General features: G+C 66.4%; 13 protein-coding genes. 6 read left to right on the plus strand and 7 right to left on the minus strand.

Features of this window, described 5'->3' with window-relative positions; translation table 11 throughout:
• Positions 1-127: 127 nt before the first annotated feature.
• A complete protein-coding gene (locus OU994_RS31340) occupies positions 128-2,515 on the minus strand; it encodes a GH36-type glycosyl hydrolase domain-containing protein (protein ID WP_281609076.1) in 2,388 nt (795 codons plus the stop codon).
• Positions 2,466-3,938, minus strand: a complete 1,473-nt coding sequence (locus tag OU994_RS31345; protein ID WP_281609077.1) for an MFS transporter — start codon at positions 3,936-3,938, stop codon at positions 2,466-2,468. The genes OU994_RS31340 and OU994_RS31345 overlap by 50 nt, the downstream gene beginning before the upstream one ends.
• Positions 3,939-4,501: 563 nt before the next feature.
• Between OU994_RS31345 and OU994_RS31350 the strand changes: the two genes are divergently transcribed.
• The 6 genes from OU994_RS31350 (at position 4,502) to OU994_RS31375 (ending at position 11,339) form a co-directional block, all read left to right on the plus strand.
• A complete protein-coding gene (locus tag OU994_RS31350; protein ID WP_281609078.1) occupies positions 4,502-6,706 on the plus strand; it encodes a TonB-dependent siderophore receptor in 2,205 nt (734 codons plus the stop codon).
• Positions 6,707-6,771: 65 nt separating this feature from the next.
• A complete protein-coding gene (locus OU994_RS31355) occupies positions 6,772-7,200 on the plus strand; it encodes a DUF3649 domain-containing protein (RefSeq protein ID WP_373922522.1) in 429 nt (142 codons plus the stop codon).
• Complete coding sequence (locus OU994_RS31360) at positions 7,125-8,786, plus strand: PepSY domain-containing protein (protein ID WP_281609079.1); 1,662 nt, start codon at positions 7,125-7,127, stop codon at positions 8,784-8,786. Before OU994_RS31355 ends, OU994_RS31360 begins: the two co-directional genes overlap by 76 nt.
• Entirely contained in the window at positions 8,783-9,103 is a 321-nt protein-coding gene (locus OU994_RS31365) for a DUF3325 domain-containing protein (protein ID WP_281609080.1), read from the plus strand. Before OU994_RS31360 ends, OU994_RS31365 begins: the two co-directional genes overlap by 4 nt.
• A gap of 85 nt (positions 9,104-9,188) precedes the next feature.
• On the plus strand, positions 9,189-9,923 hold the full coding sequence (locus tag OU994_RS31370; RefSeq protein WP_281609081.1) for a response regulator: 735 nt from the start codon (positions 9,189-9,191) through the stop codon (positions 9,921-9,923).
• A 6-nt stretch (positions 9,924-9,929) separates the two neighbouring features.
• Complete coding sequence (locus OU994_RS31375) at positions 9,930-11,339, plus strand: ATP-binding protein (RefSeq protein ID WP_281609082.1); 1,410 nt, start codon at positions 9,930-9,932, stop codon at positions 11,337-11,339.
• A gap of 131 nt (positions 11,340-11,470) precedes the next feature.
• Here the strand turns inward: OU994_RS31375 and secF are convergent, their stop codons facing one another.
• From secF to queA, 5 genes are all read right to left on the minus strand, one after another.
• On the minus strand, positions 11,471-12,493 hold the full coding sequence (gene secF / locus OU994_RS31380; protein WP_281609083.1) for a protein translocase subunit SecF: 1,023 nt from the start codon (positions 12,491-12,493) through the stop codon (positions 11,471-11,473).
• A 26-nt stretch (positions 12,494-12,519) separates the two neighbouring features.
• Positions 12,520-14,382 (minus strand): protein translocase subunit SecD, encoded by a 1,863-nt coding sequence (gene secD / locus OU994_RS31385; protein ID WP_281609084.1) that lies wholly within the window; start codon positions 14,380-14,382, stop codon positions 12,520-12,522.
• A 65-nt stretch (positions 14,383-14,447) separates the two neighbouring features.
• A complete protein-coding gene (gene yajC / locus OU994_RS31390; protein ID WP_131148792.1) occupies positions 14,448-14,780 on the minus strand; it encodes a preprotein translocase subunit YajC in 333 nt (110 codons plus the stop codon).
• Between the two features lie 214 nt (positions 14,781-14,994).
• Positions 14,995-16,134, minus strand: coding sequence for a tRNA guanosine(34) transglycosylase Tgt (gene tgt, locus OU994_RS31395; RefSeq protein ID WP_281609085.1), 1,140 nt, complete (start codon positions 16,132-16,134; stop codon positions 14,995-14,997).
• A gap of 37 nt (positions 16,135-16,171) precedes the next feature.
• Entirely contained in the window at positions 16,172-17,197 is a 1,026-nt protein-coding gene (gene queA / locus OU994_RS31400; protein WP_281609086.1) for a tRNA preQ1(34) S-adenosylmethionine ribosyltransferase-isomerase QueA, read from the minus strand.
• Between the last annotated feature and the right edge of the window lie 106 nt (positions 17,198-17,303).

Raw genomic sequence — 17,303 nt, forward strand, 5'->3', positions numbered from 1 at the left:
CCTGATTCAAACTTGACTCCAGCCTGACTCCAGCCTGGTTCCGGGCCGGTTCGGCGCCGGCGGCCAGGCTGGCCCATGGCCCGGCTCATGGCCGGATTCAACACTGATGCAGCCGCCGGCCGTCCGGTCACGCGGCCGGCACCGTCACTTCCAGCCGGTACCTGCGGCCCGCCTCGATGCCGGTCACGCGCGCCGCCGGCAACGGCGTGCCGTCGCAGCGCACGGTCACCTCGGCCACGTCGCCACGCTGCACGCTGACCTCGAACGTCGCGCCACGGAAGCTGCGCACGGCTTTCATGCCGGGCCATGCCGCCGGCAGTTGCGGCGCGATGCGCAGCCCTTCCGCATCGCCTACCAGGCCGCACAGGCCCTCGATCACGCAGCGATAGATCCACGACACCGTCCCGGTATTGAACAGGTGGCTCGAACGCCCGGCCGTGCGCGGATATTCGCGCCACGCGCCGCGGTAATAGTTCGGGATGAACACGGGCAGCTGGCCGCGCCGCAGGTAATCCTCCTGGTCCGGCCCGGGGATCATCTTGCGCATCAGGTCCCATGCCTGCTCGCCGTCGGCACCGTCGTACAGGCTGTAGATGTAGAACGCGGCGGCATGGTTGTAGACGGCGCCGTTCTCGGCCGAGCCGGGATGCTTCTGCGTGACGCGGCCCACGTCTTCGCGCATCTTCGAGAACGGCGGCGCGAACATCTGCACCCCGTACGGGGTATGCAATTGTTCCTCGACCGCGCTGATCATCGATGCCCGCTGCTGCGCGCTGGCCGCGCCGGAGAGCATCGACCAGGCTTGCGGATTGAGCCAGATGCGCCCTTCCCTGTCGTCGGCCACGCCGAACACCACGCCATCGTCGGTGATGCCGCGGGCGAACCAGCGGCCATCCCACAGATGTTCGTTGGCGGCATCGTTCATGGCTTGCGCGCCAGCCCGGAAATGCCGTGCTTTTTCCTCATCCTTATGCTGCGCGCACATGCCGGACCACAGGTTCAGCGCGTAGGCGGCGGCCACCGTCAGCCAGCCGGACACGCCCTTGCCCTTGTAGCCGACCATGTTCATCGGGTCGCACCAGTCGCCCTGCGCGATGTACGACAGGCCCCGCTCGTCGCGCTCCGCCAGCAGCCAGTCCATCGCGCGGCCGATGCGCTGCGCCACCGTGACGCCGTGGCCTTCGCGGTCGAATACCAGCTCGTCGAGCAGGGCCCAGTCGGCGGTCTCGTCCAGGTAAGCCTTCAGGCACACGGGCAGCCACACGCAGTGATCCGTGTGCGGTACCTGGTTGATGTATTTCAGCTCCGCGCCTTCGACGAGCAGGATCCCGTCCGGCATGGCGCCGGTTGCTTCCTGCTGCGACAGCGCATGCAGGAAGGCGCCGCGCGCGGTGGGCGGGTGCACGAAGCTCATGCCCATGTTGTCCTGCAGGTAGTTGCGGGTCTGCGGATCGGTGGTCAGCCGGTTCGAGCCGCCGTGGTAGTACACCTGGCGCGGCAGCCAGTGGTTGACGAAGTTGTCGAACTCCGGGTCCGGCGTTTCCACCGTCACGCAGCCCGCGCCGGCGCCGATGTAGGCCGCATAGGCTTCGCGGGCGGCCGCGAAGCCGGCGGCGGACAGGTACCGCTCGCGCAGCGCGGCGATCTCCGCATCGTCGAACGCGGGACCGAACAGGAAGCGGAACGCTTCGCTGGCATCGGGCCCCAGCGCCAGCCGGTACTGCACGGCGGCCACCGGCGTTTCATAGCGCGCGTCGCCGCCCGCCAGCTCCTCTTCGCGCAAGGCGGATGGCGCATGCAGGCCGCCCTCGCCTTCGAACGCCTCCTGCGCCACTTCCCACGCATCGGGCGTGCGCTCGCACAGGAAGAACGTGCGGTCCTTGAAATCCTTCTGCTTGAAGTAGTCGGCCACCTTCTGGTACGGCGTGACGGACGATGCCACGATGCCGCCGAGGTCGGGGCGGTACTCGGCCGACTGGTTCATCCAGCTCATGTAGCCGATCGTGAAATACGGGTAGATCGACAGGCGGCGCGGCCGCCCGGAAAGGTTGGTGACTTTCAGCGACCACAGCTCGGCCACGTCGTCCACCGGCAGGCCCATGGCCAGCTCGATGCGGATGCCCAGGTTTTCCACGGTCCAGGCCATGTCGCTCTTGCCGGCCGAGAACTCGAAGCGGTCCGGCGCCGCGCGCACCGGTTCGTGCGGCGCGGAGAACAGCTCGCCCGTTTCCTCGTCCTTCACATAGAAGAAGCGGCCCGGGTGGTGCGCGTAGTAGCCCTGCTCCGGCTGCATGAAGGTGCGCGCCTCCAGGTTGGGCGCATACGAATACTTGGCCGGTTCCGGCTGCATGTACTGGGCCACCGCGTAGCCGCGGCAGTTCACCTGGACCATCATCTTCCGGTTCCACAGGAAGCCGGCCGCGCGCGGCATGGCCGTCGGCGACAGCAGGTCGTAGCGCTGGCCGTCAGCGGACGGGCGAAGGGTTTGGGTGTACGGGTGCGTCTGAGGGTGCATCGGGTTCTTCTCCGGAATTGCGGGATGCCGGCTTGCGCGCGGCGAGGTCGGACTGGATGGTGCGCAGCGTGGCGGCATCGAGGTGGTAGCAGCACATCACGCCTACGGCAAGCAGCGCGAAGGCGGCGGGAATCAGCGACATCAGCCACACGATGCCGGCCGTGGAATCCGGGCTTTGCGCGGCGTTCGGTACATAGCCCAGCGTGGTGAACAGCGCGCCGATCACGGCGACCGCCAGCGCGGTGCCCAGCTTCTGCGAGAACGTGGCGGCGGCGAAGGTCATGGCCGTGGCGCGGCGGCCGGTACGCCATTCGTTGTAGTCGGCCGTGTCGGCGTACATCGAGAACGCCAGCGGGGATTTCGGCCCCAGCACCAGGCCCATGCAGGCCTGCAGCACGAACATCAGCCATACCTGGTCCGGCGGAATGAAGAAGTAGGCGGCGGACAGCACGGCCGTGGCGCTCATCAGGATGATCATCAGCTTCTTCTTGTCGATGAAGCGCGTCAGCAGCGGCGACGCGGCGGCGCCCACGGCCGCGGCGAACATGTAGACCGACACGAAAGTGCCCATCTGCTCGGGCTGGCCGACCACATACTTGAAGTAGTAGGCCGCGGTGGTTGTGCGCAGCGTGATCGTGACCATGATGATCAGCGCCAGGAAGAACAGCACCACCCACGGGCCGTTGCGCGACAAATCGCGTACGTCCTGCATCACGTTGGTCTTCTGCTGCGGCGGCGGAGCGATACGCTCGCGCGTGTTGGCGAAGGTGATCACGAACATCACGCAGGCCGCGATGGCCCAAGCCGCCATGGTCAGTTGCCAGCCCCGTTCATCGTCGCCGGCGCCCAAGGCCTTCACCATCGCCGGCGTGGCCGCGGTGACCAGCATGCTGCCACCGAATGCGCAGATGAAGCGCAGGCCGTTGATGGTGGAGCGTTCCTGCGGATCGGCCGACATCACGCCGGACAGCGCGTTGTACGGGATGTTGATGGCCGTGTAGCAGACCATCATCAGCAGGTAGGTGCCATACGCCCAGAACAGGCGGCCATCGCCATCGAGGTCGGGCGTGGTGTAGGTGAGCACCGCGGCGCAGCCGAGCGGTACCGCCATCCACATCAGGTAAGGACGGAACTTGCCGAAGCGGGTCGTGGTGCGGTCGGCCACGGCACCGATCAGGGGATCGGTGAAGGCGTTGATCAGCTTGATCGAGAACATCATCGACGCCGCGGCGGCGGCCGAAATACCGAATACTTCGGTATAGAAAAACAGCAGGAACGTGGCGATGTTGGTCCAGTAAAAATTGAACCCCATGTCGGCGATGCCGTAGCTGATCTTTTCACGCCATGGCAGCGGCGCGCTGGCGGGTTGGCTGGCGGACTGGCTGGCAGGTTTGCCGGCGGATTTGCTGGGGAGATCGTTCATTCGGGAGGCCTGCGAAAAAAAACTGCGCGGGCGGACCGATGTCCACCCGCACAGAAAAAACAGACCGGGAAAGTGTAACCCGGTCCGCCCATCGGACCTTCCTTCATGCTGCCCGGGATGCGCGCGGCGCGGTGGCCGCGGCGGCATTGGCGGGTGGCTCGGTGTGCAGCATGTCGTCTCCTCCTGCATCGCGCGCTGCCTGCATCTCTGCGGATGATCTGGCAGCGCTAACATTATCTTGTCGTAGTCAGCTCGGCGGCGGATTTCGTGATTTCACTTCCCGCTCTGATAGCGCTAACAGATGCAATTAGTGTAATCACGGCGATTTGCGAAGTCAACATATTCGTGCGGCGATTACCGGTGCGACAGAACCGCATCGGCCACGCCTCCTGGCGCGGGTGGCGCGCGCCCACGTGGCATGCATGGTGCCATTGCCACACTTTGACAAACTTTCCGGACACTGAATGCGTATCATTCTCAGTTGCACGCGATTTCGATGTTGCCTATAGTCACGTTCGGAAGGCAGCGGTCGCGGAACAAGTCACCACAACTGGACCAAGAAGATGAATCACACCCTGCAACGCACCCCGCTCGCGGCCGCCCTGTGCCTGGCCTTCCTGACCTCTCCCGCGCTGGCCCAGCAAGCCGCTCCCGAACAGCAGCTCGCCGAGGTGCAGGTCACCGCCACCGCAGAAGAGGAACTGAAACAGGCGCCCGGCGTATCGACGATCACCGCCGCCGACATCGCGGCGCGCCCGCCCGCCAACGACCTTTCCGACATCATCCGCACCATGCCGGGCGTGAACCTGACCGGCAACAGCTCCACCGGCCAGTACGGCAACCACCGCCAGATCGACCTGCGCGGCATGGGCCCGGAAAACACGCTGATCCTGGTGGACGGCAAGCCGGTCACGTCCCGCAACTCGGTGCGGATGGGCCGCAGCGGCGAGCGCAATTCGCGTGGCGACACGAACTGGGTGCCGGCCGAACTGGTCGAGCGCATCGAGGTGCTGCGCGGCCCGGCCGCGGCGCGCTACGGGTCCGGCGCGGCCGGCGGGGTAGTCAACATCATCACGAAGGCGCCGGGCGACAAGCTGTCCGGCTCCGTGACCGCCTATGCGCTGGCGCCCGAACACGGCGAGGAAAGCTCGACGAAGCGGCTCGGCTTCAACCTGTCCGGCCCGCTGGCCGGCAAGTTCTCGTTCCGCGTGTTCGGCAACGTGAACAAGACCGATGCGGACGACCTGTCGATCAACGCCACGCCGGAAAACACGGCCGACGGCGCGATCCCGCCGGCTGGCCGCGAAGGCGTACGCAATCGCGACGTGGGCGGCCTGCTGCGCTGGGACCTGGCGCCGGGCCAGGTGCTGGAACTGGAATCGGGCTTCTCCCGCCAGGGCAACATCTATGCGGGCGACCGCGCGGTGAACAGCACCGGCACCCCGCTGCTGGGCGAGCTGGCCAATGCCGGCGCGGAAACCAATGTGATGATCCGCCGCACCGCCGCGCTGACGCACCGCGGCAAGTGGGACTTCGGCACCTCGAAGCTGTCGCTGCAATGGGAAAACACCGACAATACGCGCCTGAACGAAGGCCTGGCCGGCGGCCCGGAAGGCAGCATCTCGAACGCCACGTCGTGGTCCACGTCGGCGCTGGAGAACTACGTCGTCAATGGTGAAGTGAACATGCCGGGCAAGCTGTTCGGCCTGTCGCAGATGATGACCGTCGGCTTCGACCTGCGCCAGGAAAAGCTGAACGACCCGTACTCGATGACGCAGACGGCCACCGCCATCCCCGGCCTGGCCGCGACGAACCGCGACGGCAAGGCCGATGCCGAAACCTATGCCGTGTACTTGGAAGACAATATCGGCGTGACCAATGAGCTGATGCTGACGCCGGGCCTGCGCTTCGACAAGCACAGCCAGTTCGGCAGCAACTGGAGCCCGAGCCTCAATGCTTCTTATGCGCTGACGCCGACCGTCACGCTCAAGGGCGGCGTGGCGCGCGCGTTCAAGGCGCCGAACCTGTACCAGTCGAATCCGAACTACCTGTACTACACGCGTGGCAACGGCTGCCCCGTCAACAACCCGAACCTGGGCGGCGGCTGCTACCTGCGCGGCAACGACAGCCTGGCAGCGGAAACCTCGGTGAACAAGGAAATCGGCATCGGCTGGAACGATGCCGGCCATAGCGCCAGCGCCACGTACTTCCACAACGACTACCGCAACAAGATCGTCGGCGGCATGGACAGCCTGCTGGGCAACACGTCGGCGAACGGCCGCCTGTTCCAGTGGGAGAACGCGCCGAAGGCGGTGGTGCAAGGTATCGAGGGCAACGTGACGATCCCGTTCGGCACGGGCGTGAAGTTCATCAACAACCTCACGTACATGATCGAGAACGAGAACAAGACCACCGGCGAGCCGCTGTCGGTGATCCCCGAGTTCACGCTGAACACGTCGCTCGACTGGCAGGTGAACGACAAGGTGTCGCTGCTGTTTACCGGCACCTGGTACGGCAAGCAGGAGCCGCGCAAGCTGACCACGCAGGGCGCGCAGGCCACCGGCGACGCGCTGAACACGCTGGACCCGTACAGCGTGTGGGGCGTCAGCGCCGGCTATGCGTTCACGAAGAACCTGCGCCTGCGCGCCGGCATCAACAACCTGTTCGACGAACGCCTGTTCCGCCAGAGCACCAACGGAACGTCCGGCGCGGCGTCGTACAACGAAGCGGGCCGTTCGCTGTTCGTCAGCCTGACTTCTTCGTTCTGATCCCGCATGGCCGCCTCGCCCGCGCACCGGACGTGCGCGGGCGCTTTCGTCGAGAAGGAACTTTCGTGAACAAGAAAACACCCCTGCCGGCTTCGTACCGATGGCTGGTCGCGTCGCGCAGCGTGGCGGCGATTTTCGGCGGCTACCTGCTGGCCGCCGCCTGGGCCGCGAGCATGAGCCTGTGGCTGCAGAAAACCGGCATGGCCCGCGTGGATGCCGTCAGCACCGCCACCATGTCCTCGTTCGTGGTGCACCTGTGCGCGGCGATCTGGGTGTTCGCCGTGGCGAGCACGCGGCGCGCGTGGCTCGGCGTCGCGCTGCCCGCCGGCTTGCTGGCCGCGCTGGCGTGGCTTGCCAGGGCCGCCGCGGGAGGTGCGGCCTGCGGCCCGACAGCAAGCCGGAAGGCATCCGCCAGTCGATGTCGTGGCTGCACACGTGGACCGGCGTCGTGCTGGGCTGGCTGCTGTACGCGGTCTTCTTCACCGGCACGCTGAGCTACTTCCTCGACGAGGTCAACCTGTGGATGAAGCCGGAGCTGCATGCCTCGGTGCCTGGTGCGGATGCCGCGCAGACCGCGGCGGTGGCGCTGGCCGGCATGCAGAAGCTGGCGCCAAACGCCAATACGTGGACGCTGGAATTGCCGAACGAGCGGCAGACCACCGTCTCGGCCAGCTGGCGCGACAGGAATGCCGCGGCCGGCCGCGCCGGCACCAGGCGCGCCGAACTCGATGCGGCCACCGGCGCGAAGATCGAGGCGCGCGAAACCCGCGGCGGCAGCTTCCTGTACCGCTTCCACTTCGAACTGCATGCGATGGACCGCGTGACGGGCCGCTGGATCGTGGGCATCGCCACCATGTTCATGTTCGTGGCGATCATCAGCGGCGTCATTACGCACAAGAAGATCTTCGCGGAGTTCTTCACCTTCCGGCCGAGGAAGGGCCAGCGCTCGTGGCTGGACGCGCACAATGCGACGGCCGTGCTGGCGCTGCCGTTCCACATCATGATCACCTTCTCCGGCCTGCTGTTGCTGATGGGGACGCTGATGCCATGGGGTGCGGAAAGCGCCTATGGAGGCGACCGGCAAGCCTACAACATGGAGCGCCGCGGCATGGTGCCGGGTGGGCAGCAGGGGCAGCAGGGGCAGGGTGGCGGCGCCGGCCGTGAAGGGAGAGAAGGCGGCGGACGCGAAGGCCGTGGCGGCCGTTCGCGCGATGGCGCCGGCGCTCCCCCCGTCGACCTGGCGGCTGCGATCGTTCCGATGATGGCGCAGGCGCGCGCCGAGTGGCCGGATCACGCGGTGGGCCGCATCACCGTCAACCGTCCGAACAAGCCGGGAACCACGGTGGAACTGCGTGCGCACGGCAGCGACAGCCTGACCACGCGCGGCGCTTCGGCGCGGCTGGTCTTCGATGCCGCCACGGGCAAGATCAGGGAACGCCCGCCGCTGCCCACGCCATCGGCCGCGAGTGCGTTCGGCAACGTGTTCACCAGCGCGCACATGGGCCGCTTCGCCGGGCCGACGGTGCGCTGGCTGCTGTTCCTGTCCGGCGTGGTCGGTACCGCGATGGTGGCGACGGGCCTCGTGCTGTGGGTCGTCAAGCGGGCGCCGGAGCGCAGGAAGCTGGGCCGCACGCCGTTCGGCCACCGGCTGGTGGAAGTGACCAATATCGGCGTCGTCACCGGCCTGGCGCTGGCGACCGGCGCCTACTTCTGGCTGAACCGCCTGCTGCCGGTGGCGATGGCGGAACGGGCGGCGTGGGAGATCGACGGCTTTTTCCTGGCCTGGCTGGCCGCGCTGGTGCATGCGGCGGTGCGGCCACCGCGCGCCGCGTGGAAGGAGCAGTGCATCGCCGTCGCCGCGCTGTTCGTGCTGCTGCCGGTCCTCAACCCGCTGACCGGCGGCCATGGCCTGTCCACCAGCATTCCGCTCGGCCAGGCGGGCATCGTCGGCTTCGACTTCGCCATGCTGGCGATCGCCGCGCTGTTCGGCTGGATCGCCCGGCACCTGGTCCGCAAGGATCGTCCGGCCGCGCAGGCTGCGCAGCCGGCGCAGCCCGTGCTGAAGGAGGTGACGCCATGAATGCACTGGTCGTACTGGCGCTGAGCTACGCGGCGATGGCGGCCGTGTCGCTGTCGATGGAACGCCACCAGGAACAGGTGTACGGCAAGGCATTCCCGGCCATGCCGCTGCGGCTGGGCGGCTGGGCGCTGCTGGCCGTGGCGCTGGTGCCGGCGGTCGCGGCCTGGGGCATGTCGGTCGGCATCCTGGCGTGGCTGGGCTTCCTGACCTTCGGCGCGCTGGGCATCGGCCTCCAGATGACCTACGCGCCCCGGCCGGTGCGGTGGACGGCGCCGGCCGGGGCACTGCTGGGCGCCGTGGCATGGCTGCTGGCATAAGGAGTTTCCGCCCCTGCCGGCAAGCGGCGGCGCTGCTACAATGCTGGTTTGTAAATGAGAATCATCCGCATTGCGGAACAACCCGATGACAGCAGCCGACCATATCCTCGTCGTCGACGACCACCCCGAGATCCGCAGTTCCCTGGCCGCCTACCTGCGGCGCCAGGGGCTGGCGGTAACCACCGCAGAGGATGCGGCGCAGGCCGGCGCGCTGCTGCTGAAGGAGCGCTTCGACTTGATCGTGCTGGACGTGATGATGCCGGGCGAGGATGGCCTGTCGCTGTGCCGGCGCGTCAGCGGCACGCTGGATACGCCGGTGATCCTGCTGACGGCCATGCACACGTCCGCCGACAAGGTGGCGGGCCTGGACAGCGGCGCCGACGATTACGTCGTCAAGCCGTTCGATCCGCCGGAACTGGTGGCGCGGATCCGCACGGTGCTGCGGCGCTGGCGGCGCGCCGCCGGCCCGGTCGGCCATGCCGGCGGCGGCTATGCGTTCGGCGGCTGGTTCCTCGATACCGGCAAGCGCGAACTGTTCGATCCGGAGGGCCAGCCGGCCGTGCTGTCCAGCTCCGAGTACCGCCTGCTGCGGGTACTGGTCGAGCATCCCGGCACGGTGCTGTCGCGCGACCGGCTGATGGACCTGATCGGCGGCGGCGATGCGCTGGCGTTCGACCGGAGCATCGACAGCCAGGTGAGCCGCCTGCGCAAGAAGCTGGAAGCGGATCCGCGCCGCCCCAGCCTGCTCAAGACGGTCTGGGGCAATGGCTACCTGTTCACCGCCACGGTGACCGCCTGCCAGGGCCTGGCGCTGTCGTGACCTGACATGACGGGGATGCTACGGCGCCTGCTGCCGCAGACCATGGCGGGCCAGCTGGTCGGCCTGCTGTTCTGCGGGCTGCTGGCCGCGCACCTGATCGCGCTGCTGGCCACGGCCAGCAATGGTGGCAACGGCACGCTGCACCGGATGTCGCGGCGCTACGTGATGGAAAACGTCACGTCCGCCTACCGGCTCGCGCTGGTGCAGCGCGACGCCGCCTCCGGCAATGCCATGCTGGCGGCGCTGGACACGGCAACGTCGCGCCATCGCATCGGCCCGCGCAGCGCCGTCGCCGATCCCTTGCTGGACGAGGAGGAGCGCTCGCTGCAGGCGGCGCTGCAACGCGAGCTGCGGCTGCCGGCCGACGCCGTGCACGTCTCGCTGGCGCCCGGCACACGGACGGACCAGGACCCCGGCCTGGCCATCGCGCTGCGGCTGCCCGCGGGCTGGTTCAACAGCGCCCAGCGGCCCTTGGCCAACACCCAGTGGTGGTGGAAACCGCTGCGCTTCTCGATCCCCGTCAGTACCTTGCCCGTGCTGGTGATCTGCATCGTCTTCGTGCGGCGCATCGTGCGGCCGATCAAGGCGCTGTCGCAAGGCGCGGAACGGGTCAGCCGGGGGGAATACGAGCCACTGGCGCTGTCCGGCCCGCGCGAGGCGCGCGAGGTGACGGCGTCGTTCAACCTGATGCAGGAACGCCTGACGCGCTACCTGGAAGACCACAAGCGCATGCTCGCCTCGATCAGCCATGACCTGCGCTCGATGGTGACGTCGCTGCGGCTGCGCGCCGAACTGGTCGACGACGACGAGGTGCGCGCCGGCATGCAGCGCACGCTGCGCGACATGGCGGCGATGATCGAGGAAACGCTGCGCTTTTCCCGGGACGACGCCTACGACGAACCGACGATCGGTATCGACCTGGGCGCCATGGCCGGCGAGATCGCGGCCGACCAGGCGGCGCAGGGCCGCGACGTGGCGCTGGTTGGTGCGGCTGCTTCCCCTGCTTCTTCTGCTTCTGCTTCTGCTGCTTCCGATGCTGCTTCCGCCGCCGGGCTGCCCGCCCTGCCCTGCCGCTGCCGGCCGCTGGCGATCCGGCGCGCCCTGACGAACCTCGTCGACAACGCCGTGCGCTATGGCGGCCGCGCGCGCATCGGCGTCTCGCGCACGCAGATCGACGGCGGCCGCGACGCCATCCGCATCACGATCGACGACGACGGTCCGGGCATCCCCGCCGCCCGGCTGGACGACGTGTTCAAGCCGTTCTACCGGCTCGACACCGCGCGCCATCCGGAACTGGGCGGCGTGGGCCTCGGCCTCGCCATCGCCCGCTCCTGCATCGACGCGCACGGCGGCAACGTCACCCTGTCCAACCGCCCCACCGGCGGCCTGCGCGCCACCATCCTGCTGCCCGCCTGACGTATCAAAAGCACCACAAAATGTGTTGTAAAACTTCTGGGGACTGTCCCTCTGGGAGGGACAGTCCCCAGAAGTTTTACAACAGGCGAAAAAAATGCCGCCCGGAGGCGGCATTCGTGGAGCGGCGACGCTTAGACGACGGCGCCGTCGGTCTCGTCCTTTTCCTTGACCGGCTTGATCAGGTCTTCGCGCTTGACGCCCAGCTTCATGGCGACGGCGGCGGCGACGAACACCGAGGAGTAGATGCCGAACAGGATGCCGATGGTCAGCGCGACGGCGAAGTAGTGCAGCGTGGGGCCGCCGAAGAGCAGCATCGACAGCACCATCATCTCCGTGCAGCCGTGGGTGATGATCGTGCGCGACATCGTGCTCGTGATCGCGTTGTCGATCACTTCCTGCACGCTCATCTTGCGCTGCTTGCGGAAGTTCTCGCGGATCCGGTCGAAGATCACCACCGATTCGTTGACCGAGTAGCCCAGCACGGCCAGGATCGCCGCCAGCACCGTCAGCGAGAATTCCCACTGGAAGAAGGCGAAGAAGCCCATGATGATGACCACGTCGTGCAGGTTGGCGATGATCGCCGCCACGGCGTATTTCCACTCGAACCGCACGGCCAGGTAGAGCATCACGCCGACCACCACCATGATCAGCGCGTTGACGCCGTTCTGCGCCAGTTCCTCGCCGACCATCGGGCCGACGAATTCCACGCGCTGCAGCGAGACGAGTTCCTTGCCGGCCGCGTCCACGCAGGACGTGCGGGCATGGTGCTCGCCCTGCGGCGACACCTGGTCGAACTGGCGTACCGCGCCCTTTTCGGCGCGGCACAGTGCCTCGAAGGCGCGTGCCGACGTGGTGTCCGAGCTGGAACCCGGCGTGATCGGCAGGCGGATCAGCACGTCGCTTGCGGTGCCGAACGTGCTGGCTTCGGGATGCTCGAAGCCGGCGCCGCGCAGCGATTCGCGCATGCGTTCCAGGTTGGCCGCCTGCGGGTACTTCACCTCCACCACGGTGCCGCCCTTGAACTCGATCGACAGGTGCAGGCCCTTGGTGACCAGGAAGAACACGGCCGCCACGAACGTCAGCGCCGACACGACGTTGAAGATCGTCGCGTAGCGCATGAACGGGATGTCTCTATGAATGCGGAAAAATTCCATGAAATCCTCTTATTGACCGATGGCCGTTACTTGGCTTCTTTCGGTACCCAGACGGTACCGATCGACAGCGACTGCAGTTTCTTCTTGCGGCCGTACCACAGGTTGACCACGCCGCGCGACACGAAGACGGCGGAGAACATCGAGGTCAGGATGCCCAGGCCGTGCACGATGGCGAAGCCGCGGATCGCACCGGAACCGAACACCAGCAGCGCCAGCGCCACGATCAGCGTCGTCACGTTCGAGTCGAAGATGGTGGCCCAGGCGCGGTCGAAGCCGGCCGAGATGGCGGCCTGCGGCGAAACGCCGGCGCGCAGCTCCTCGCGCACCCGCTCGTTGATCAGCACGTTCGCATCGATCGCCATGCCCAGTGCCAGCGCGATGGCGGCGATACCCGGCAAGGTCAGCGTGATGCCCATCAGCGACAGGATCGCCACCAGCAGCAGCACGTTGATGGCCAGTGCCAGCACGGAGAACACGCCGAACACCATGTAGTAGATGATCATGAAGACGGCGATCGCCAGGAAGCCGTACAGCGTGGCATTGAAGCCCTTGGCGATGTTCTCGGCGCCCAGCTGCGGGCCGACCAGGCGTTCCTCGATGACCTGCATCGGGGCATACAGCGCGCCGGCGCGCAGGAGCAGCGCCAGTTCGGTGGAGTTCTCGACGCTGCCCATGCCGGTGATGCGGAAACGGCTGCCCAGTTCATCCTGGATCGTGGCGACCGACAGGACCTCCGGCTTGCCCTTTTCGAACAGCACGATGGCCATGCCCTTGCCGACGTTGTCGCGGGTGGCTTCGCGCATGCGGCGGCCGCCGTCGCCGTTCAGGTCGAGCGATACGGCCGGCTGCTGGTTTTCATCGAAGGTGGCCGTGGCCGACGAGATGTAGTCGCCGGTGATGATCACATCCTTGTACAGCACCACGGGCACGTTCTTGCCGACGGTGAACAGCTCGGAATTGAACGGGATCGCCGCGCTCAGCTCGGTGCCGCGCGTGACCGACTGGTCTACCAGGCGCACTTCCAGCGTGGCGGTGCGGCCGATGATCGACTTGGCACGGGCCACGTCCTGCACGCCCGGCAGCTGGACGACGATGCGGTCCGCGCCCTGCTGCTGGATGATCGGCTCGGAAACGCCCAGTTCATTGACGCGCTTGGACAGCGTGGCGATGTTCTGCTTCACGCCGTTGTCCAGCGTGGCCTTCAGGGCGGCCGGCTTCATCGACGCGGTCAGCGTCAGGTCGGCGCCGCTGGTGCCGTCGGCGAACTGCAGCTCGTTCATTTCGCCGAGTGCCTTGCGGGCGGCCTGGCGGGTGGCGTCGTCGCGGAATTTCACGATGATCGCGTCGCCCACGCGCTCGATGCCGGCGTGGCGCACGTTCTTGTCGCGCAGCTCGCCGCGGATGGCGGCCTGGAAGCCCTGGATGCGCTTGTTCAGCGCGGCCTTCGTATCCACCTGCATCAGGAAGTGCACGCCGCCGCGCAGGTCGAGGCCCAGGTACATCGGGTGGGCGCCGAGCTTCTGCATCCATGCCGGCGTATTGGCCATCAGGTTGTTGGTGACGATGTAGGCCGGATCTTCCGGGTCGGTATTCAGGCCGCGTTCCAGCGCGAGCCTGGCCTTGAACTGCGTGTCGATATCGGTGAAGCGGGCGCGCACGGAGGGGCTGCTCGAGCCGGCATCGAAGGTGACGCCGGACGTGGGCAGCTTCGCCTCGGCCAGCAGCTGCTCGACGCGGGTGACGATATCGCTATCCACCTTCACCGTGGATTTTCCGCTGGTGATCTGCAGCGCAGGCGATTCGCCCATGTAGTTGGGAGCCGTGTACAGTGCCCCCAGCAGCACGACGATGGCAATGAGGATGTATTTCCAGATGGGATAACGATTCATGATCTTCAGCGTGGTTGGCCGATAACAAAAGCGGGCGGTGATGCCGCCCGCTTCCTGTGCGAGGCTTACAGCCCCTTCAGCGTGCCTTTCGGCAGCAGCGTGGTAACCGAGGCTTTCTGCACCACGATCTCGGTGTTCGGCGCCACTTCCACCGTCACGTAGGCATCGGTCACGCGGGAGACCCGGCCCAGGATGCCGCCGACCGTCACGACTTCGTCGCCCTTGGCGAGTGCGTCCATCATGGCTTTCTGTTCCTTGGCGCGCTTCTGCTGGGGACGGATCATGAGGAAGTACATGACCACGAACATCAGGATCAGCGGAACGAACGTCGAGAGGTTGCTCATCATCGACGCATCGGCGGCGCCGGCGGTTTGAGCATAAGCGTTGGAAATGAACACGGGTGACTCCAATGTAATTAAAAAAAACAGCGCTGTATTCTAGCACTGGCCAAAGTCGCACAGATTGGGGACTTTTACACTAATGCAAGAAGTTCTTGCAGGTTTTGTTTTGGCAGTTTGCAGACTGGCGTTGCTGTTACCCCAACTGCAGATACTGGGGTCAGACCCGCCGGGCCTGACCCCGGGGCTCGCTTTGGGGTGCTGCTTGAACTACCTACACCCCCCTGCTGCGATCGGCATGGAACTGCTTCACCCACTCGGGGAAGCGGTCTTCGTCCAGCGCATCGCGCATCTGCTGCATGATGTCCAGGTAGAAGTGCAGGTTGTGGATGGTGTTCAGCCGTGCCCCCAGGATTTCCTGCGCGCGGTGCAGGTGGTGCAGGTAGGCGCGCGAGAAGTTCCGGCAGGCGTAGCACGAGCAGGTGGCATCGAACGGCTCGGTGTCTTCCTTGTAGCGGGCGTTCTTGATCTTGATGTCGCCGAAGCGGGTGAAGATCCAGCCATTGCGCGCATTGCGGGTCGGCATGACGCAGTCGAACATGTCGACGCCGTTGCTGACGCCGGCCACCAGGTCTTCCGGCGTGCCCACGCCCATCAGGTAGTGCGGCTTGTTGGCCGGCAGGCGCGGGCCGATGTGCTCGAGCACGCGCATCATGTCTTCCTTCGGCTCGCCGACGGACAGGCCGCCGATCGCCAGGCCGGGAAAATCGATCTCTTCCAGGCCGGCCAGCGATTCGTCGCGCAGCGACTCGAACATGCCGCCCTGGACGATGCCGAACAGCGCGTTGGGATTCTCGCCCGCCTTGAACTCGTTCATCGAGCGCTGGGCCCAGCGCAGCGACATGCGCATCGACTTCGCCGCTTCTTCCAGCGTGGCCGGGCGGCCGTCGATTTCATACGGCGTGCATTCGTCGAACTGCATCACGATGTCCGAATTCAGCACGCGCTGGATCTGCATCGAGATCTCGGGTGACAGGAACAGCTTGTCGCCATTGATGGGCGAGTTGAAGTGCACGCCCTCTTCCGTGATCTTGCGCATCTCGCCCAGCGAGAACACCTGGAAGCCGCCGGAGTCGGTCAGGATCGGCTTGTCCCAGCCCATGAACTTGTGCAGGCCGCCGAACTTGCCCGTCACGGCATTGCCGGGCCGCAGCCACAGGTGGAAGGTATTGCCCAGGATGATCTGGGCGCCGATTTCCTTCAGTTCCAGCGGCGACATCGCCTTCACGGAACCGTAGGTGCCGACCGGCATGAAGATCGGCGTCTGCACCACGCCATGGTTCAGTTTCAGCGTGCCGCGGCGCGCCTTCGTCAGACCCGTGGTATCGGTCTTGATCAGTTTGAATTCCAGCATCGTTGGGGTATCCGTTCAGGTATCCGTTGGTTTTCCGTCAGGCCCGGTTGGGCGTCGTCAGCAGCATGGCGTCGCCATAGCTGAAGAAGCGGTATTCGCTGGCGATCGCGTGCGCATAGGCGGCGCGGATCTCGTCGTAACCGGCGAACGCCGAGACCAGCATCAGCAGCGTGGACTTCGGCAGGTGGAAGTTGGTGATCAGGCGCGTGACGGACTTGAAGCGGTAGCCCGGCGTGATGAACAGCGCCGTGTCGGCGCTGCCCGCCTCGATCGTGCCCGACTGCGACGCCGATTCCAGCGCGCGCAGGCTGGTGGTGCCGACGGCGATCACGTCGCGGCCCGCGGCGCGCGCGGCTTTCACCGCGTCGACGGTGGCCTGTGGCATCGTGTACCACTCGGTGTGCATCTTGTGCTCGGCCAGGTTCTCGGTGCGCACCGGCTGGAACGTGCCGGCGCCCACGTGCAGCGTGACATAGGCGAAATTAACGCCCTTGTCCTTCAGTTTCTGCAGCAGCGCCTCATCGAAGTGCAGCCCGGCGGTGGGCGCCGCGACGGCGCCCGGCACCTTGTTGAACACCGTCTGGTAGCGCGTTTCATCCACCTCGCCGGGCGCATGCTCGATGTAGGGCGGCAGCGGCAGGCGGCCGTACTGCTCGATCAGGTCGAACACGTCGGCATCGAACTTCAACGTGAAGAACTCGCCGGCACGCTCGCCCACCGTCACGTCGAAGGCGTCGGCCAGGCGGATCCTCACGCCGGGGCCGGGCGACTTCGACGCGCGGACCTGGGCCAGCACGGTGCGCGTATCGAGCACGCGCTCGACCAGCACCTCGACCTTGCCGCCGCTGTCCTTCACGCCGAAGAAGCGCGCCTTCAGCACGCGCGTATCGTTCATCACCAGCAGGTCGCCGGGCTGCAGCAGGTCGAGGATGTCGGTGAACCTGCGGTCGTGCAGGCGGGTCTCATCCACGTGCAGCAGGCGGGAAGCGCTGCGGTCCGGCAGCGGAAACTGAGCAATGCGCTCGGGGGGCAAGTTAAAATCGAAGTCGGAAAGCGAATACATATCGTGTTCTGGCGGTAGCGCGCACGGATGACGCTGCGCGGGCAATTCCGCTGAAAAAGCATTGGGCAACCTTCTATTGTACGCTACTGCTCCGTAGCCGAGAAAA

The sequence above is a fragment of the Pseudoduganella sp. SL102 genome, from assembly GCF_027856995.1.
Classification (GTDB): Bacteria; Pseudomonadota; Gammaproteobacteria; order Burkholderiales; family Burkholderiaceae_D; genus Rugamonas; species Rugamonas albidiflava.